16 protein-coding genes are annotated in these 18,158 nt (G+C 71.5%); all 16 read left to right on the top strand.

The features are described 5' to 3' along the window. Window positions 1–63 precede the first annotated feature (63 nt). Window positions 64–1,641, top strand: coding sequence for a Rieske 2Fe-2S domain-containing protein (locus KZC56_RS13970; RefSeq protein ID WP_247638795.1), 1,578 nt, complete (start codon window positions 64–66; stop codon window positions 1,639–1,641). An 83-nt stretch (window positions 1,642–1,724) separates the two neighbouring features. After that, window positions 1,725–2,255, top strand: coding sequence for a bifunctional pyr operon transcriptional regulator/uracil phosphoribosyltransferase PyrR (pyrR, locus tag KZC56_RS13965; RefSeq protein ID WP_247638794.1), 531 nt, complete (start codon window positions 1,725–1,727; stop codon window positions 2,253–2,255). Beyond that, window positions 2,252–3,217 (top strand): aspartate carbamoyltransferase catalytic subunit, encoded by a 966-nt coding sequence (locus KZC56_RS13960; RefSeq protein ID WP_136033687.1) that lies wholly within the window; start codon window positions 2,252–2,254, stop codon window positions 3,215–3,217. The genes pyrR and KZC56_RS13960 overlap by 4 nt, the downstream gene beginning before the upstream one ends. Then, window positions 3,214–4,518: a dihydroorotase gene (locus tag KZC56_RS13955; protein ID WP_136044805.1), complete on the top strand. Its 1,305-nt coding sequence runs from the start codon at window positions 3,214–3,216 to the stop codon at window positions 4,516–4,518. The genes KZC56_RS13960 and KZC56_RS13955 overlap by 4 nt, the downstream gene beginning before the upstream one ends. Then, a complete protein-coding gene (locus tag KZC56_RS13950; RefSeq protein ID WP_136033690.1) occupies window positions 4,515–5,027 on the top strand; it encodes a PH-like domain-containing protein in 513 nt (170 codons plus the stop codon). Before KZC56_RS13955 ends, KZC56_RS13950 begins: the two co-directional genes overlap by 4 nt. Further along, a complete protein-coding gene (gene carA / locus KZC56_RS13945; RefSeq protein ID WP_247638793.1) occupies window positions 5,024–6,202 on the top strand; it encodes a glutamine-hydrolyzing carbamoyl-phosphate synthase small subunit in 1,179 nt (392 codons plus the stop codon). Before KZC56_RS13950 ends, carA begins: the two co-directional genes overlap by 4 nt. Beyond that, window positions 6,202–9,489 carry a carbamoyl-phosphate synthase large subunit gene (carB, locus tag KZC56_RS13940; protein ID WP_247638792.1) on the top strand — a complete coding sequence of 1,096 codons (3,288 nt, stop codon included), beginning with the start codon at window positions 6,202–6,204 and terminating at the stop codon, window positions 9,487–9,489. Before carA ends, carB begins: the two co-directional genes overlap by 1 nt. After that, complete coding sequence (gene pyrF / locus KZC56_RS13935; RefSeq protein WP_206251229.1) at window positions 9,486–10,331, top strand: orotidine-5'-phosphate decarboxylase; 846 nt, start codon at window positions 9,486–9,488, stop codon at window positions 10,329–10,331. Before carB ends, pyrF begins: the two co-directional genes overlap by 4 nt. Further along, complete coding sequence (gmk, locus tag KZC56_RS13930) at window positions 10,324–11,235, top strand: guanylate kinase (protein ID WP_136033697.1); 912 nt, start codon at window positions 10,324–10,326, stop codon at window positions 11,233–11,235. The genes pyrF and gmk overlap by 8 nt, the downstream gene beginning before the upstream one ends. Before the next feature lie 68 nt (window positions 11,236–11,303). Beyond that, on the top strand, window positions 11,304–11,558 hold the full coding sequence (gene rpoZ, locus KZC56_RS13925; RefSeq protein WP_025103490.1) for a DNA-directed RNA polymerase subunit omega: 255 nt from the start codon (window positions 11,304–11,306) through the stop codon (window positions 11,556–11,558). Between the two features lie 88 nt (window positions 11,559–11,646). Then, window positions 11,647–12,840 (top strand): methionine adenosyltransferase, encoded by a 1,194-nt coding sequence (gene metK / locus KZC56_RS13920; RefSeq protein ID WP_247638791.1) that lies wholly within the window; start codon window positions 11,647–11,649, stop codon window positions 12,838–12,840. Between the two features lie 16 nt (window positions 12,841–12,856). Beyond that, window positions 12,857–14,815, top strand: a complete 1,959-nt coding sequence (locus KZC56_RS13915) for a primosomal protein N' family DNA-binding protein (protein ID WP_247638790.1) — start codon at window positions 12,857–12,859, stop codon at window positions 14,813–14,815. A 19-nt stretch (window positions 14,816–14,834) separates the two neighbouring features. Next, window positions 14,835–15,752 carry a methionyl-tRNA formyltransferase gene (gene fmt, locus KZC56_RS13910; RefSeq protein ID WP_136032439.1) on the top strand — a complete coding sequence of 306 codons (918 nt, stop codon included), beginning with the start codon at window positions 14,835–14,837 and terminating at the stop codon, window positions 15,750–15,752. Window positions 15,753–15,835: 83 nt separating this feature from the next. Beyond that, the gene (locus tag KZC56_RS13905; RefSeq protein WP_247638889.1) at window positions 15,836–17,206 is read left to right on the top strand and encodes an RsmB/NOP family class I SAM-dependent RNA methyltransferase; all 1,371 of its coding nucleotides are present in this window, start codon (window positions 15,836–15,838) and stop codon (window positions 17,204–17,206) included. A gap of 10 nt (window positions 17,207–17,216) precedes the next feature. Beyond that, window positions 17,217–17,897 carry a ribulose-phosphate 3-epimerase gene (gene rpe / locus KZC56_RS13900; protein ID WP_136032437.1) on the top strand — a complete coding sequence of 227 codons (681 nt, stop codon included), beginning with the start codon at window positions 17,217–17,219 and terminating at the stop codon, window positions 17,895–17,897. After that, on the top strand, window positions 17,894–18,157 hold the full coding sequence (locus KZC56_RS13895; protein ID WP_136032435.1) for a phosphoribosyl-ATP diphosphatase: 264 nt from the start codon (window positions 17,894–17,896) through the stop codon (window positions 18,155–18,157). Before rpe ends, KZC56_RS13895 begins: the two co-directional genes overlap by 4 nt. Window position 18,158: the final 1 nt, after the last annotated feature.

Genomic DNA, 18,158 nt, shown 5'->3' with positions numbered 1-18,158 from the left:
GTCCGACCGGTCGCCCAGGGACACCTCGGTACAATCGAACGGTTCATCTTCGAGAGGAATGCAATGCGGATCACGGGACTCGGCCACGCCGGGATGTTCATCGAGACGGCCGGCGGGAACATCATCTGCGACCCGGTCCTCGGGCCCTCGTTCTTCGGCTCCTGGTTCCCGTTCCCCGACAACCGCGCGCTCGACTGGGAGCGATTCGGCCGCGAGGCGGACTTCCTGTACATCTCGCACCGGCACCGCGACCACTTCGACCCCGCCCTCCTGGAGCGGTACATCCGCAAGGACATCGAGGTGCTGCTGCCGGAGTATCCGATCGACGACCTGGAGCAGGACATCCGGGCGCTCGGGTACACGAACATCACCTACGCGCCCGCGGGCGAGATCATCCAGCGCGGTGATCTCAAGCTGATGATCACGCCGCTGCGGGCGCCGAGCGACGGCCCGATCGGCGACTCCTCGCTGAGCGTCGACGACGGCACGGGCTCGATGCTCAACCAGAACGACTCGCACCCGCTCGACCTCGAGAAGCTGCTGCACTTCGGCAAGCCGGATGCCTACTTCACGCAGGTCTCCGGCGCGATCTGGTGGCCGATGGTGTACGACCTGCCGCTCGACGCGAAGCAGAACTTCGCCCGGCTCAAGCGCGAGGCCCAGAACAAGCGGGCGATGTACTACATCGACAAGGTCGACGCCCCGCACGTGTTCCCGATGGCCGGTCCGCCGATGTTCCTGCGCGACGACCTGTTCGACTTCAACGGCACGGGCCGCAACGGCGAGTCGATCTTCACGGATCAGAAGCAGTTCCTGGCGCATATGAAGGAGCTGTCGCCGCAGTACGACGGCCAGCTGTTCATCCCCGGCACGGTCGTCACGATCGACGGCGGCGAGGTCACGACCGCGCAGACCCTGTACACCGAGGCCGAGATCAGCCGCATGTTCGACGACAAGTGGGACTACCTGGAGGAGCAGCGGGCGTCGCGACAGCAGGAGATCCGCGACGAGGAAGCTTCCCGCGCGGAGATCATCCCGCCCGCCGAGATGCTCGAGGCCCTCAAGAACTGGTGGGAGCCGCTGCTGAAGAAGTCGCGCACGATCCGACTCGGCGTGGGCGGCCACGTGCGGTTCCGCATCGGCGAGCTCGACATGGTGGTGGACTTCCCGCGTGCCAAGGTCCGCGAGTACGCGGGGGAGGAGTGCGTCTACTGGTACACGATCCCCGCCGACCTCGTCTCGACCAACATCCGTGATCACGAGATCGACTGGTCGAACTCGATCTTCCTGTCGATGCAGTTCTCCGTGGGCCGCAGCGGCAAGTTCAACGAGTTCCTCACCACGTTCCTCAAGTGCCTGTCGGTGGACCGCATCGAGTATGTCGAGAACTGGTACCAGGAGCAGACCGACCAGACCGAAGACGCCGAGGTGGGCGACTGGGTGGTGCAGCGCCGGTGTCCGCACCTGCGCGCCGACCTGACCCGCACCGGCTCGGTCGACGAGGACGGCGTCCTGACGTGCAGCATGCACGACTGGAAGTGGGATCTGAAGACCGGGCGGTGCCTCTCCACGAGCGGCCACCCGATCCGCGCCCGCAAGATCGACGACGTCACCGACGCCGTGCTCCAGGAGGCGAGCTGAGCGGACGCGGTCTCCCGCTCCGATAGACTGACATCGCAAGCAACCTTTAACACCGTCCTGTGAGGCGGAGAAGGGAGCGGCTGATGAGCGTGCGCACTGTGCTGCACCAAGCCGACATCTCACGAGCGCTGACCCGGATCGCGCACGAGATCCTCGAGTCGAATCGAGGCGCCGACGGCCTCGTCCTCCTCGGGATCCCGACCCGCGGCGTCACCCTGGGGCATCGCCTCGGCACCCTGATCAGTGAGATCGCGCAGGTCTCGGTCCCCGTCGGCTCGCTCGACGTCACGCTCTTCCGTGACGATCTGGCCAAGCACCCGACGCGGTCCCCGCAGCCGACCGAGATCCCGCCCGGCGGCATCGATGGGAAGACCGTGGTGCTGGTCGACGACGTCCTCTTCTCCGGGCGCAGCATCCGTGCCGCGCTGGACGCCATCCAGTCGATCGGCCGCCCGAGCGCCGTGCGGCTGGCGATCCTCGTCGACCGCGGTCACCGCGAGCTCCCGATCCGCCCCGACTTCGTCGGCAAGAACATCCCGTCCGCCCGCACCGAGCGCGTGAACGTCCGTCTGTTCGAGACGGACGGCGCCGAGGAGGTGACCATCGGCGAATGAGGCACCTCCTGGACACCCGCACCCTCGACCGCGCCACGGCGCTGCGCATCCTCGATGTCGCGGAGGACATGTCGGACACGCAGTCGCGCGAGGTCAAGAAGCTTCCGACGCTGCGTGGCAAGACGGTCGTCAACCTCTTCTTCGAGGACTCGACCCGCACCCGGATCTCGTTCGAGGCCGCGGCCAAGCGGCTCTCCGCCGACGTGATCAACTTCGCCGCGAAGGGCTCCAGCGTCTCCAAGGGCGAGAGCCTCAAGGACACGGCGCAGACCCTCGAGGCGATCGGCGCCGATGCGGTCGTCGTCCGTCACCCCGGCTCGGGCGCCCCGCAGACCCTCGCGACGAGCGGGTGGATCTCTGCGGGCGTCGTCAACGCGGGTGATGGCACGCACGAGCACCCGACGCAGGCGCTGCTCGACGCGTTCACGATCCGCAAGCGCCGCTACGGCGCGGACAGTCGTGGACGCGACCTGACCGGTCTCCGCGTCACGATCGTCGGCGACGTGCTGCACTCGCGGGTCGCGCGCTCGAACGTGTGGCTGCTGACGACCCTGGGCGCCGAGGTCACGCTGGTCTCGCCGCCGACGCTGGTGCCGCAGAACGTGTCGCTCTGGCCGGTCCGGGTCGTCTACGACCTCGACGAGGCGCTGGCGGCCGGGCCGGACGCGGTCATGATGCTGCGGATCCAGCTGGAGCGCATGAACGCCGCGTATTTCCCGACTGAGCGGGAGTATTCGCGCCGGTGGGGTCTGGACGCACGGCGTGTGGCCGCTCTTCCGGCCGGTAGCATTGTGATGCACCCCGGACCCATGAACCGGGGGCTGGAGATCTCCTCCGAAGCAGCCGATTCCCCCCGCTCGACGGTGCTGGAACAGGTCTCGAACGGGGTCTCCGTGCGGATGGCTGTGCTGTACCTGCTGCTGGCGGGCGAACGAGACGACGAACGAGGGGGAGACCTGTGAGCGAGACCCTCGTCATCACCGGTGCACGGCTGCTCGGCGCGGAGAGCGCCGACCTGATCATCGAGGACGGCCGGATCGCCGAGATCGGCTCCGGGCTCAGCCGTGCCGGCGCGCGAGTGATCGATGCCGCCGGCCTCATCGCCCTGCCGGGTCTGGTCGACCTGCACACGCATCTGCGCGAGCCCGGGTACGAGGCGTCGGAGACGATCCTCAGCGGCACGCGCGCGGCGGCGGCCGGTGGCTTCACGGCCGTGTTCGCGATGCCGAACACGTCGCCCGTGGCCGACACGGCCGGCGTCGTCGAGCAGGAGCTGGCCCTCGGCGAGGCCGCGGGCTACGCCACGGTGCAGCCGATCGGCGCGGTCACGGTGGGCCAGAAGGGCGAGCGCCTCGCCGAGCTCGGCGCCATGGCGACCTCGCGTGCGCAGGTGCGGGTGTTCAGCGATGACGGCTTCTGCGTGTGGGACCCGCTGATCATGCGCCGCGCGTTGGAGTACGTGAAGTCGTTCGGCGGTGTGATCGCCCAGCATGCCCAGGACCCCCGCCTGACCGAGGGTGCCCAGATGAACGAGGGCACCGTCTCGGCGGAGCTCGGCCTCACGGGCTGGCCCGCGGTCGCCGAGGAGTCGATCATCGCGCGTGACGTGCTTCTCGCCGAGCACGTCGGCTCGCGCCTGCATGTGTGCCACCTGTCGACGGCCGGCTCGGTCGACATCATCCGCTGGGCCAAGAAGCGCGGCGTGAACGTGACGGCGGAGGTCACTCCGCACCACCTGCTGCTCACCGACGAACTCGTCCGCGGCTATGACGCGCGGTTCAAGGTCAACCCGCCGCTGCGCCGCGAGGAGGATGTCCTCGCGGTGCGCGAAGGGCTCGCCGACGGCACGATCGACATCGTCGCGACCGATCACGCCCCGCACCCGAGCGAGCACAAGGCGTGCGAATGGCCGGCGGCCGCGAACGGCATGGTGGGGCTCGAGAGCGCACTGCGCGTCGTGCACCAGGCCATGGTGCAGACGGGCCTGCTCGACTGGTCGGACGTGGCCCGCGTGATGAGCGCGGCACCCGCGCGCATCGGCGGTCTGGCCGGGCACGGCACCCCGCTCGAGGTCGGGCAGCCGGCGCAGCTCGCGCTGTACGACGCGGCGGTCGACGGCGTGTTCACCGAGGCGGACCTGCGCGGACGCAGCACGAACTCGCCGTACCTCGGCCGCGAACTGCCGGGCCGCGTGCAGTACACCCTGCACGGCGGCGTGCTGACCGTCGACGGCGGAGCTGTCGTCGAGGAGCTCGGCGCATGAGCGCACGGGATCTCGCGGTCGCGATCCTGATCGCCCTCGCGCTGCTGGTGCTGCTCGCGATGCTGTTCGCCTGGCGACGACGAGTGCGGCGCGATGCCGCGTTCACCGCGCCCCTCGGTGTGCCGGAGCACGCGGAGGTGATGCGCCGCGACGAGGTGCTGTACGTGTCGACGACGACGCACGAGCAGCCCCTCGAACGCGTGGCCATCACGCCGCTCGCCTTCCGGGCCCGTGGGGAGCTGGCGGTGACCGACCGCGGTGTCGCGCTGGCCCTCGACGGCGCCCCCACGGTCTTCCTCGCGCGCGACCAGCTCGTCGCGGTCGACCGGGCCACCGTCACGATCGACCGCGTGGTCGAACCGGGCGGCCTCGTCCGCATCGCGTGGCGCGTCGCCGACACGACGATCGTGGACAGCTACCTCCGGCTCACCGGCGGCGATCCCCAGAACCTCATCTCCGACCTGCAGCGGCTCGTCCCCGCTGCCCCCGACACAGGAGCAACGTCATGATCAACCAGACATCCTCCCCGGCGGACTCCCCGTCCCGCCTGCCCGATCCCGCCGTGCTCGTCCTCGAGGACGGCACCCGTCACGCCGGTCGCGCGTACGGCGCCCGCGGCCGCACCCTCGGCGAGGTCGTGTTCGCCACCGGCATGTCGGGATATCAAGAGACCATCACCGACCCCTCGTACGCGGGTCAGATCGTGCTGCAGACGGCGCCGCACATCGGCAACACCGGCATGAACGACGAGGACACCGAGTCGCGCCGCATCTGGGTCGCCGGCTACATCGTCCGCGACCCCTCGCGCGTGGTCTCGAACTGGCGGGCCAACGCCTCCCTCGACGACGTCCTCGTGGAGGACGGCATCGTCGGCATCAGCGGCATCGACACCCGCGCGGTCACGCGCCACATCCGGTCCGCCGGATCCATGCGCGGCGGCATCTTCTCGGGCGACGACGCCGCTCTCGACGCGGAAGAGCAGCTGCGCATCGTGCGGGAGGCCCCCGAGATGACCGGACTCAACCTGTCGGCGCAGGTCTCGGTCGAGAGCGCGACCGTGACCCCGGCGGTGGGGGAGCGCATCGGCAACCTCGCCGTGCTCGACCTCGGCGTGAAGCAGGCGACGATCGACAACCTCGCCGCCCGCGGGTTCGACGTGCACGTGCTCCCGCAGGACGTGAGCATCGACGACATCCGGGCGATCGAGCCGGTGGCGGTGTTCTACTCCAACGGCCCGGGCGACCCGGCCGCCTCGGGCGACCACGTGGAGCTGCTGCGCGCCGTGCTGGACGACGGACTGCCCTTCTTCGGGATCTGCTTCGGCAACCAGCTGCTCGGCCGTGCCCTCGGACTCGGCACCTACAAGCTGCCGTTCGGCCACCGCGGCATCAACCAGCCCGTGCTCGACAAGCAGACGGGCAAGGTCGAGATCACGGCCCACAACCACGGCTTCGCGGTCGAGGCGCCCCTGGAGGGCTCCTTCGACAGCCCGCGCGGCTACGGCAAGGTCGAGGTCAGCCACGTCGGCCTCAACGACAACGTCGTGGAGGGCCTGCGCGCCCTCGACATCCCCGCGTTCTCGGTGCAGTACCACCCCGAGGCCGCGGCCGGTCCGCACGACGCCAACTACCTCTTCGACCGCTTCCGCGACATGGTCATCGCGAACAAGAAGGACGCCCAGTAATGCCCAAGCGCGACGACATCTCCTCCGTCCTTGTCATCGGCTCCGGCCCGATCGTCATCGGCCAGGCCTGCGAGTTCGACTACTCCGGCACCCAGGCGTGCCGCGTGCTGCGCGAAGAGGGGGTCAGGGTCATCCTGGTCAACTCCAACCCGGCCACCATCATGACCGACCCCGACTTCGCCGACGCGACCTACATCGAGCCGATCACCCCGGCCGTGATCGAGACGATCATCGCCAAGGAGAAGCCCGACGCGATCCTGCCGACCCTCGGCGGCCAGACCGCCCTCAACGCGGCCATGGCGCTGCACGAGCAGGGGATCCTCGAGAAGTACGGCGTCGAGCTGATCGGCGCCAAGGTCGACGCCATCCGCAAGGGCGAAGACCGCCAGATCTTCAAGGAGCTCGTGCTGGAGGCCGGCGCCGACGTCGCTCGCAGCGTGATCGCGCACACCATGGACGACCTGCTCGCCGGCGCCGAAGAGCTCGGCTATCCGCTCGTCGTGCGGCCGTCGTTCACGATGGGCGGCCTGGGCTCCGGCTTCGCGTACGACGAAGAGGACCTGCGGCGCATCGGCGGTGCGGGTCTGCGCGACTCGCCCACCACCGAGGTGCTCCTGGAGGAGTCGATCCTCGGGTGGAAGGAGTACGAGCTCGAGCTCATGCGCGACACCGCCGACAACACGGTGGTCGTGTGCTCGATCGAGAACGTCGACCCGGTCGGTGTGCACACGGGCGACTCCATCACGGTCGCCCCGGCGCTGACCCTCACCGACCGCGAATACCAGAAGCTGCGCGACATCGGCATCGACATCATCCGCGCGGTCGGCGTCGACACCGGCGGGTGCAACATCCAGTTCGCGGTGAACCCGGAGAACGGGCGCATCATCGTCATCGAGATGAACCCGCGCGTGTCGCGGTCCAGCGCCCTGGCGTCGAAGGCCACCGGCTTCCCGATCGCCAAGCTGGCCGCCAAGCTCGCCCTCGGCTACCGCCTCGACGAGATCCCGAACGACATCACCGGCGTCACCCCGGCCAGCTTCGAGCCCACGCTCGACTACGTCGTCGTCAAGGTGCCGCGCTTCGCGTTCGAGAAGTTCCCGGCCGCCGACGCCACCCTCACCACCACCATGAAGTCGGTGGGCGAGGCGATGGCGATCGGCCGCAACTACGCGACCGCGCTGCAGAAGGCGCTGCGTTCGCTTGAGAAGCGCGGCTCCAGCTTCCACTGGGGCGACGAGCCGCGCAGCGTCGAAGAGCTGCTGGAGGTCGCCAAGACCCCGACCGACGGCCGCATCGTGACGCTGCAGCAGGCGCTGCGCAAGGGCGCGACCATCGAGCAGGCGTTCGAGGCGACGGCGATGGACCCGTGGTTCCTCGACCAGATCGTGCTCATCAACGAGGTCGCCGAGATGGTGCGCACGGCCCCCGAGCTCGACGCGGCGACCCTGCGCTACGCGAAGGAGCACGGCTTCTCCGACGCGCAGCTCGCCCAGCTGCGCGGCGAGACCGAGGCGGAGATCCGCGGCGTGCGCCACGGCCTCGGTATCCGGCCGGTGTACAAGACGGTCGACACGTGCGCCGGGGAGTTCCCCGCGCTCACGCCGTACCACTACTCCAGCTACGACGCGGAGACCGAGGTGGAGCCCTCCGACCGCACCAAGGTCGTGATCATCGGCTCGGGCCCGAACCGCATCGGGCAGGGCGTCGAGTTCGACTACTCGTGCGTGCACGCCTCGTTCGCGCTGTCGGACGCCGGGTTCGAGACCGTCATGGTCAACTGCAACCCCGAGACCGTGTCCACCGACTACGACACGTCCGACCGGCTCTACTTCGAGCCGCTGACCCTGGAGGACGTCCTGGAGGTGCTCGACGCGGAGGCCGCGAGCGGCACCATCCTCGGCGTGGTCTGCCAGCTCGGCGGCCAGACGCCGCTCGGGCTCGCGAAGGGCATCGAGGCCGCGGGATACACCGTGCTCGGCACCAGCCCCGAGGCGATCGACCTGGCGGAGGAGCGCGAGCTCTTCTCGCGCCTGCTCGACGAAGCCGGGCTGCTCGCGCCGCGCAACGGCACGGCGATCGACGTCGAGGGCGCCGTGCGCATCGCGGAGGAGATCGGCTACCCGGTGCTCGTGCGCCCCAGCTTCGTGCTCGGCGGACGCGGCATGGAGATCGTCTACGGCACCGACGCGCTGCGCGACTACTTCGTCCGCACGGCCGGGGAGGTCGTGATCGAGGAGGGCAAGCCCCTCCTGGTCGACCGCTTCCTGGACGACGCGATCGAGCTCGACGTGGATGCGCTCTACGACGGCACCGACCTGTTCATCGGCGGGGTCATGGAGCACCTGGAGGAGGCCGGCATCCACTCCGGTGACTCCAGCTGCACGCTGCCGCCGGTCTCGCTCGGCCGCAGCGACGTCGACCGGGTGCGCGAGGCCACACTCAAGATCGCCGAGGGCGTCGGCGTCCGGGGCCTGCTGAACGTGCAGTTCGCGATCAGCGCCGGCGTGCTCTACGTGATCGAGGCCAACCCGCGCGCGAGCCGCACCGTTCCGTTCGTGTCGAAGGCGCTCGGCATCCCGATGGCGAAGGCCGCGAGCCGCATCATGGCCGGCTCCACCATCGCCGAGCTGCGGGCCGAGGGCATGCTGCCGGAGCAGGACGGCTCCCGGGTGCCGCTGGACGCCCCGGTCTCGGTCAAGGAGGCCGTGCTGCCGTTCAAGCGGTTCCGCACGGCCGACGGCAAGACGGTCGACTCGGTCCTGGGCCCGGAGATGCGCTCGACCGGTGAGGTCATGGGCATCGATCGCGACTTCCCGACCGCGTTCGCGAAGAGCCAGGCCGCGGCGTACGGCGGGATGCCGACCTCCGGCACCGTCTTCATCTCGGTCGCCGACTCCGACAAGCGCGCGGTGATCCTCCCGGCCCACCGGCTGCAGCAGCTCGGCTTCACGATCGTGGCGACCGAGGGCACGGCGGAGATCCTGTCGCGCAACGGCATCGCGGTGACCGTGGTCGAGAAGTACAGCGAGACGCAGGAGTCCGGAGCGCGCAACATCGTCGACCTGATCAACGACGGGGAGATCGACATCGTCGTGAACACGCCGTCCGGTGGGGCGGCGCGCGCGGACGGCTACGAGATCCGCGCGGCCGCCGTCGCCGCCGACAAGGCGCTGTTCACCACCATCGCGGTGCTCGGTGCCGCGGTGAGCGGCATGGACGCGGCCGACGAGGGCTTCCAGGTGAAGAGCCTGCAGGAGTACGCGCTCGACCGGGCGGCCGCGGTATGACCGCACGCTTCGGAGAGCGGGTCCGCGCGGCGCTGGACGCGCACGGACCGCTCTGCGTCGGCATCGACCCCCACGCCGCCCTGCTCGCGGCGTGGGGGCTCTCCGCCGACGCCGCCGGGGTGCGGGAGTTCGGGCTGCGTACCGTCGCTGCCGCGCAGGATCACGTCGGCGTCGTGAAGCCGCAGGTGTCGTTCTTCGAGCGCTACGGATCCGCCGGGATCGCCGCACTGGAGGACGTGGTCTCCGCGGCGCGGACGGCGGGGCTGCTGGTGATCGCCGACGCCAAGCGCGGAGACATCGGGTCGACGATGGACGACTACGCGCAGGCGTGGCTCGCTCCGGGGACGCCGCTGGAGGCCGACGCGCTCACCGTGAGTCCCTACCTCGGCGTGGGCGCTCTCGGCGGCGCGTTCGCGCTGGCGGACGAGCACGGCAAGGGCCTGTTCGTCCTCGCGGCGACGAGCAACCCGGAGGCCGCCGACCTCCAGCGCGCGCGGACCGCGTCGGGCGAGACCGTGTCGGCGGCGGTCGTCGCCGAGGTCTCGGCGCGCAACGCGACGAGCACCCCGGCGGGGGAGTGGGGCAGCTTCGGCTTCGTGATCGGTGCCACGCTCGACCTCGCCGCGACCGGGATCGACGCGATCAGCCCGGCGGCGCCGATCCTCGCGCCCGGCTTCGGTGCGCAGGGGGCCGAGCCGGCGGACCTCGGGCGGCGCTTCGGCTCGCTGTCGCCCACCGTGCTCGCGAGCGAGAGCCGCAGCATCCTCTCCGCGGGTCCCGACGACCTGGCCGAGACCATCGCCCGACGTGCCGCCCAGTACCGCGAGGTGACCCGTGCCTGACACCAACCGCACCGTTCCCGAGGTCGACAGGGCCGCCGCCGCCCGCCGTGCGGTCGAGCGCCGCCGGGCCCGTGCCTCGCTCAAGCGCGACCTGACGATGCGTGTCGTGACGCCGCAGGCCGTGCTGCGACGCGCGACCGCCGACCCGGACTCCGTCGAGGGCTCGCTGCGCATCACCGACTTCCTCCTGGCGCTCCCGGCCATCGGTGCCGGCAAGCGCGACCGCGTGCTGGAGGAGCTGCGTATCTCTCCGGTGAAGCGGCTCGGCGGCCTCGGAGCGCGTCAACGACGTGTCCTGGAGGAGTGGCTCGACGGCCGGTTCCCGCCGGCCACGCCGCGCGAGGCCCGCAGTCGCCTGCTGGTGCTGGCCGGGCCGACCGCGGTGGGCAAGGGCACCGTCGCGGCGCACATACGGGAGAACAACCCCGAGATCCACCTGTCGGTGTCGGCGACGACCAGGGCGCCGCGTCCCGGCGAGATCGACGGCGTGCACTACTACTTCGTCGATGACGCCGAGTTCGACCGCCTGATCGCCGACGGCGAGCTGCTGGAGTACGCCGTGGTGCACAACCGCTCGCGCTACGGCACCCCGCGCGCTCCGATCGATGCGGCGCTGGCCGAGGGCAAGACGGTGCTGCTCGAGATCGACCTGCAGGGCGCACGGCAGGTGCGCGCCGCGGAGCCCTCGGCGACGCTCATCTTCCTGCTTCCTCCGAGCTGGGACGAGCTGGTGCACCGGCTGGTCGGCCGCGGCACGGAGGACGCGGAGGAGCGGGCGCGGCGACTGCGCACCGCGAAGGTCGAGCTGGCCGCGCAGAACGAGTTCGACCACCTCGTCGTGAACGAGGACGTCGCCACCGCCGCTCGCGAGGTCGTAGACTTGTCTACAAGCTCTGCGCGCTGACGCTTTCCTCGCGCGCCCGCAGCACCGTCTTCGCGACGAACCCCGTCGCCTGATCAGGAGGTCCCCCCATGGCCGGACGCAACAACGGCATCATCGATCCCCCCATCGACAACCTGCTGGAGCGCGTCGACTCCAAGTACGAGCTCGTGATCTACGCGGCCAAGCGCGCACGCCAGATCAACGACTACTATTCCGACCTCCACGAGGGCAACCTGTTCGACAACGTCGGTCCGCTCGTGGACTCGTCCGTCGAGGACAAGCCGCTGACCATCGCGCTGCACGAGATCAACGAGGACAAGCTCCGCCTGCGTCACGCGGAGTGACTCGACGACCGTGCCGCCGCTTCGTCGGTGGCGCGGTCCAGAATGGGTGCCACACCCTCCCCCCGTCCGTCCCCGTTCTGGAGCATCGATGAGCGCGCTGCGTCTGTTCACGTCCGAGTCCGTCACCGAAGGGCACCCGGACAAGATCTGCGACCAGATCTCGGACAGCATCCTCGACGGCCTGCTCGCGAAGGACCCGGGGTCCCGTGTCGCCGTCGAGACGCTCGTCACGACCGGGCTGGTGCACGTCGCCGGAGAGATCCGCACCGACGCCTACGTCGACATCCCGACGATCGTGCGCCAGGTGGTCAACGGCATCGGCTACACGTCGTCCGACACCGGGTTCGACGGGGACTCCTGCGGGGTGAGCGTCTCCGTCGGGGAGCAGTCCACCGACATCGCCCACGGCGTCGACAACGCCCAGGAGCACCGCGACGGCACGTCGGTCGATCCGCTCGACGGCCTCGGCGCCGGCGATCAGGGCATCATGTTCGGCTTCGCGACGAACGAGACGCCGCAGCTCATGCCGATGGCCGCGTGGACGGCGCACCGCATCGCCGAACGCCTGACCGAGGTGCGCCGCAGCGGCCTGCTGCCGTATCTCCGCCCCGACGGCAAGACCCAGGTCACGCTCGGGTACGACGGCTTCACCCCGAAGACGATCGACGCGGTCGTGCTCTCCACGCAGCATCACCCCGACATCTCGCAGGACGAGCTCAAGGCGCAGGTGCGCGAGCACGTGATCGACCCCGTCCTGGCGACCACGGGCCTCGCGCTCGACGACGTGACCTACTACATCAACCCCGCCGGTCCGTTCGTGACGGGCGGGCCGAAGGGCGACGCGGGCCTCACCGGACGCAAGATCATCATCGACACGTACGGCGGTGCCGCGCGTCACGGTGGCGGCGCGTTCAGCGGCAAGGACCCGTCCAAGGTCGACCGTTCCGGCGCCTACGCCACACGGTGGGTGGCCAAGAACGCCGTGGCGGCGGGACTGGCCGACCGCCTCGAGGTGCAGGTCGCCTATGCGATCGGTGTCGCGCGCCCCGTGGGGCTCTACGTCGAGACGTTCGGCACCGGCCGGGTGTCGGACGAGGTCATCACGCGCGCGATCGAGGAGGTGTTCGACCTGCGCCCGCAGGCGATCATCGAGCAGCTCGACCTGCTGCGCCCGATCTACGCGCAGACCGCGGCGTACGGCCACTTCGGGCGCGAGCTCCCCGACTTCAGGTGGGAGCGCACCGACCGCGCCGACGAGCTGCGCCGCGCTGCCGGGCTCTGAGGGGGCCGAGGTCCTGATGTCGCCCGAGAGCCGTCGCATCGCGCGCGTGCTCCTCGACTCGCCGCTGCCGCAGCTCGACCGGCTGTTCGACTACGCCCTTCCCGCCGAGCTCGGGCCCGTCGAGCCCGGCGTGCGGGTGAAGGTGCCGCTGCGCACCGCCGGCCGCGTGGTGGACGGCTATGTGGTGGAGGTCGACGTCGAGAGCGACGCGGAACGACCCCTGTCCGAGGTGGAGACCGTGGTGTCGGCGGTCCCGGTGCTGCCCGACCGCCTGTACCGCCTGGCGCGGCGGGTCGCCGACCGTGCCGCGGGCTCGGCGTCCGATGTGCTGCGGCTCGTGATCCCGAAGCGACAGGTGCGCGTGGAGAAGGCCTGGCGCGCCGACGCCCCGGTCGTGGCGCCCGACGCCGAGCAGTCGGCCGAGGCGGAGCGTGTGCTGGCGGCGTACGACGGTCTCGATGCCGTGCTCGACGAGGGAGGCCGCGCCGCGGTCGAGGCCATCCCGCAGCTGGACGACGGCGCACAGGGCTGGGCGCGACTGCTCGCGGCCGCGGCGGCGCGCACTCTCGCCGCGGGACGCTCGACGATCCTCGTGGTGCCCGACCATCGCGACCTCGACCGTCTGCTCGCGGCGCTCGAGGCCGTGGTGCCTCCGGAAGCCGTGGTGCGGCACGACTCGCGCCAGGCGAACCCCGACCGCTACCGGGCGTTCCTGCGGACCCTCGAGGCCGCCCCGTGCATCGTGGTGGGCAACCGCTCGGCCGTGTACGCCCCGGTGACGGCGGGCCTGGTGGTCGTGTGGGACGACGGGGACCCGCTGCTCGGCGAGCCGCTCGCCCCCTATGTGCACGCGCGTGATGCGGCGCTGCTGCGGCAGGAGTCGGAGGGCTCCGCGCTGCTGTTCGCCGGGCACACCCGCACGACGGAGGTCGAGCGGCTCGTGGCGCGCGGCTGGCTGCGCGACGTGCGGGCCGGGCGCCGGGTGCTGCCGCGCGTGCTGCTGAGCACACCGCAGGAGCTGGAGCGTCCCGCCGCCCAGAGGCTGCCGTCGTCGGCGTTCCTCGCGGCGAGGGCGGCGGCCGCGGAGGGGCCCGTGCTGGTGCAGGTGTCGCGCCCGGGGTTCTCGCCGTCGCTCGTGTGCGCGGACTGCCGGACCCCCGCGCGCTGCGCCCACTGCGGCGGGCCGCTCGGCGCGCGGCATCGCGGTGCCGTTCCGGTGTGCGGCTGGTGCGGGCGCGGCGCGAGTGCGTGGACCTGTCCGGCGTGCTCGTCCCCGCGGCTGCGGCTGGCGTCGTCGGGCAGTGAGCGCACCGCGGACGAGCTCGGCAGGGCGTTTCCCGGCGTGCGCGTGATCGTGGCGGACGGCAGCCACCCCGTGGAGCGGGTGGACGCCCGCCCCGCGCTCGTCGTGGCGACCCGCGGCGCCGAGCCCCTCGCGGAGGGCGGGTACCGCGCGGTCGTGCTGCTGGACGGGCCGCGCATGCTGCAGTCGCCCGACTTGCGGATCGGCGAGGCGTGTCTGCGCTGGTGGTCGAACGCTGCCGCGCTGGCCGCCCCCGGGGCTCCGGTGCATCTGGTGGGGGTGGACGGCGCGGTCGCCAAGGCCCTCGCGACGTGGAACCAGGCGGGCTACGCGCGCTCGGAGCTGGAGAACCGCGCCCCGCTGCACATGCCGCCCACCGCGCGCGTCGCGCTCGTGGAGGGCACGTCGGCCGCGGTCGCCCGCGCTCTTGCCGCGCTCGGGGAGCTGTCGCTGCCGTCCGACGCCGTGCTCGGCCCCGTCCCCGTCGAGGGCGACGACGACCCTCCGCGCGTGCGCGCCCTGGTCCGCTTCGACTACGGCGCCGGGGTGCGGGTGGCGACCGTCCTGCGCGCAGCCGTGGTGGCGGAGGCCGTGAACGGACGGCGGGGCCGAGCGCGCGCGGCCCGGAGCGCGCTCACGGTGCGCCTCGATATCCTCGATCCAGAGCTCTGACCCCTTCCGGAGAACCTTCATGCGCCTCGTCTTCGCCGGCACGCCCTCCGCTGCCGTGCCCACACTCCATCGCCTCGCTGCGGAGCACGACATCGCCGCGGTGGTGACGAGACCGGATGCGCCGCTCGGCCGCAAGCGCGTGCTGACGCCGTCGCCCGTCGCCCAGGCTGCCGCAGAACGGGGCCTCCCGGTCATCCGGGCGGCCCGTCTGGATGACGCGGTGACCGCGGAGATCGCCGCGCTCGAGCCCGAGCTGGGCGTGATCGTCGCCTACGGCGGGCTCGTGCGCGAGCCGTTGCTGTCGACGCCGGACGCCGGATGGATCAACCTGCACTTCTCCCTACTGCCCGCCTGGCGTGGCGCGGCGCCGGTGCAGCGCGCGCTGATCGCGGGCGACGAGGTGCTGGGCGCCAGCGTCTTCCAGCTCGTGCCGGAGCTCGACGCGGGCGACGTGTTCGCACGGCGCACCGTGGCGGTGCCGTCGTCGGCGACGGCCGGCGAGGCGCTGGAGGCGCTCGCGCGCGACGGCGCCGACCTGACCGCGGAGGTGGTCGCGGCGATCGCGGCGGGAGAGGCGCGGGCGGTGCCGCAGGAGGGCGAGCCGACGTTCGCGGCGAAGCTGAGCCTGGCGGACGGACTCCTCGACTTCACGCAGCCCGTGTCGTCGGTGTTCGCACGGTTCCGCGGGGTGACGCCCGAGCCCGGCGCCCACACGACGGTGGACGGGCAGCGCCTGAAGATCCTCGCCGCCGAGCCCGCGGCCGGGGAGGAGCAGTTGCCTCCCGGCGTGCTCTCGGGCACCAGGACGGCGCTGCTGATCGGCACCGCGACCGCGCCCCTCGCGGTGACCCGCGTGCAGCCGGCAGGCAAGGGGGCGATGAACGCCGCCGACTGGTGGCGGGGCCTGCAGGGCGGCGAGCGGCGAGCGGGATCGTGAGCAGGCAGGAGCGACACCAGCACCCGGGGGTCCGCCGTCCCCGACCGGCAGCGCGCACCGACGAGCGCGGGCCCCGGCGGACGGTGCAGCCGGCGCGGCTCGTCGCCTACGAGGTGCTGCGGGCGGTGTCCGACTCCGACGCGTACGCCAACCTCGTGCTTCCCCCGGCGATCGCGGAGGCCGGGCTGGACGCGCAGGACGCGGCCCTCGCCACCGAGCTCACCTACGGGACGCTGCGCCGCCGAGGCACGTACGACGCGGTGATCGCGGCGGCCGCGGATCGCAGCACCTCCTCGATCAATCCGGCCGTGCTGGACGCACTGCGGCTCGCGGTCCATCAGCTCCTGGCGACCAGGGTCGCCTCGCACGCGGCCGTGAACGAGTCGGTGAACCTCGTGGCGACGCGGGCGGGCCGTGGCGCGGCCAGTTTCGCGAACGCGGTGCTGCGTCGCGTGGCGCGCGAGTCGCCCGGGCAGTGGATGGAGCGCATCGAGGCCGAGGCGCGCTCCGACGATGAGCGTCTCGCCCTCCGCGCGGCGCATCCGGTGTGGGTCATCCGGGCTCTGCGGCGCGCACTGGCGGCCGAGGGCAGGGTCGACGAGCTCGACGCCCTGCTCGAGGCCGACAACGCGTCGCCCGAGGTGACGCTGGTGGCCCTCCCCGGACTCGCGCAGCCGGGTGAGCCCCGTCGCCCGTTCGCGCCGACCGCGTTCGCGTCACCCGGGGGCGACCCTCGTCGTCCGGTCGCGGAGTCCGCCGGCACGGTGCGCGTCCAGGACGAAGGGTCGCAGCTCGTCGCCCTCGCGCTGGCCGCCGCGGCACCGGTCCGGGCGGGGGAGCGGTGGCTCGACTTGTGCGCCGGGCCGGGCGGCAAGACGGCGCTGCTGGCCGCGATCGCCCGCGAGCACGAGGTCGCGTTGGAGGCCAACGAGGTCGTGCCGACGCGCGCTCGACTGGTGCGGAAGGCGCTGCGGGCCGTCCCCGGAGACGTGATCGTGCACGAGCGCGACGGCAGAGAGCTGGCGCGCGAGAACCCGGGCGGGTTCGACCGCATCCTCGTGGACGCGCCGTGCACCGGGCTGGGAGCGCTGCGGCGTCGTCCGGAGGCGCGCTGGCGCAAGACGCCCGCCGATGTGGCCGAGCTCGTGCCGCTGCAGGTGGACCTGCTGTCCGCCGCTCTCGACGCACTCGCTCCGGGCGGCGTCGTGGCCTATGTCACGTGCTCGCCGCACCTGGCCGAGACCACCGGGGTCGTGCGGGAGGTGCTGCGGGACCGCGCCGACGTGGTGGAGCTGGATGCGCGGCGCGTGGTGCGCGACGTCTCCCGCTCGCCGATCGACCTCGCCGACGACGGTCGTGCCGCCACGGGCAGCGCCCAGCTGTGGCCGCACCGTCACGGCACCGACGCCATGTTCCTCGCGCTCCTGCAGCGCACCGACGACACCGAAGGGTAGGACAGAGACCGTGGAGCTTCCTCGCGCACCGCGCATCAACCCGAGCATCCTCGCCGCCGACTTCGTCAACATGCAGACGGAGCTCGCCCGCATCGCGACGGCCGACTTCGCCCACGTCGACGTGATGGACAACCATTTCGTGCCCAACCTCACGTTCGGGCCGCAGATGGTGCAGCGCATCCAGGAGACCAGTCCCGTCCCTCTCGACGTGCACCTCATGATCACAGACCCCGAGCGCTGGGCACCCGGGTACGCGGAGCTGGGCGCGGCGAGCGTCACCTTCCACCTGGAGGCCGCGGTCGACCCGGTGTCGCTCGCGCGGCGGTTGCGCGACATCGGTGCCAGAGCCGGTGTCGCGGTCAAGCCGGACACCCCGGTCGAAGGACTGTTCCCGGTCCTCGACGAGTTCGACCAGATCCTGGTGATGACGGTGGAGCCCGGGTTCGGCGGTCAGGGGTTCATGCCGGAGACGATGCCGAAGCTGCGCGCGCTGTCGGAGGAGGCACGACGTCGAGGGTCGCAGGTATGGCTCCAGGTCGACGGGGGGATCTCCGACGACACGATCGCGCAGGCGGCGGCCGCGGGGGCGGACACCTTCGTCGCGGGCTCGGCCGTGTACGGGCAGGACGACGTGGAGGCGGCGGTCTCGCGGCTCAGGCACCTCGCGCGAGCCGCTAGCCTGGAATCGTGAAGACTTTCGACGAGCTGTTCGCCGAGCTCAGCGTCAAGGCCGAGACCCGACCGGAAGGGTCGGGCACGGTCGCGGAGCTCGACGGCGGCGTGCACACGATCGGCAAGAAGATCGTGGAGGAGGCCGCCGAGGTGTGGATGGCGGCCGAGTACGAGTCCGACGAGGCGGCGGCGGAGGAGATCTCGCAGCTGCTGTACCACCTGCAGGTGATGATGCTCGCGAAGGGCCTCACCCTGCAGGACGTCTATCGACATCTGTGAT

The sequence above is a fragment of the Microbacterium sufflavum genome (assembly GCF_023091155.1).
GTDB lineage: Bacteria > Actinomycetota > Actinomycetes > Actinomycetales > Microbacteriaceae > Microbacterium > Microbacterium sufflavum.
Note: the sequence above shows the minus strand (reverse complement) of the source record. Positions and strands in the feature narration are given on the sequence as shown.

What these genes read in the sequence shown, in the direction of transcription:
- KZC56_RS13970 (WP_247638795.1), top strand. Translation starts at nt 64, where the DNA reads ATGCGGATCACGGGACTCGGCCACGCCGGGATGTTCATCGAGACGGCC.
- pyrR (WP_247638794.1), top strand. Translation starts at nt 1,725, where the DNA reads ATGAGCGTGCGCACTGTGCTGCACCAAGCCGACATCTCACGAGCGCTG.
- KZC56_RS13960 (WP_136033687.1), top strand. Translation starts at nt 2,252, where the DNA reads ATGAGGCACCTCCTGGACACCCGCACCCTCGACCGCGCCACGGCGCTG.
- KZC56_RS13950 (WP_136033690.1), top strand. Translation starts at nt 4,515, where the DNA reads ATGAGCGCACGGGATCTCGCGGTCGCGATCCTGATCGCCCTCGCGCTG.
- carA (WP_247638793.1), top strand. Translation starts at nt 5,024, where the DNA reads ATGATCAACCAGACATCCTCCCCGGCGGACTCCCCGTCCCGCCTGCCC.
- carB (WP_247638792.1), top strand. Translation starts at nt 6,202, where the DNA reads ATGCCCAAGCGCGACGACATCTCCTCCGTCCTTGTCATCGGCTCCGGC.
- pyrF (WP_206251229.1), top strand. Translation starts at nt 9,486, where the DNA reads ATGACCGCACGCTTCGGAGAGCGGGTCCGCGCGGCGCTGGACGCGCAC.
- rpoZ (WP_025103490.1), top strand. Translation starts at nt 11,304, where the DNA reads ATGGCCGGACGCAACAACGGCATCATCGATCCCCCCATCGACAACCTG.
- metK (WP_247638791.1), top strand. Translation starts at nt 11,647, where the DNA reads ATGAGCGCGCTGCGTCTGTTCACGTCCGAGTCCGTCACCGAAGGGCAC.
- KZC56_RS13915 (WP_247638790.1), top strand. Translation starts at nt 12,857, where the DNA reads ATGTCGCCCGAGAGCCGTCGCATCGCGCGCGTGCTCCTCGACTCGCCG.
- fmt (WP_136032439.1), top strand. Translation starts at nt 14,835, where the DNA reads ATGCGCCTCGTCTTCGCCGGCACGCCCTCCGCTGCCGTGCCCACACTC.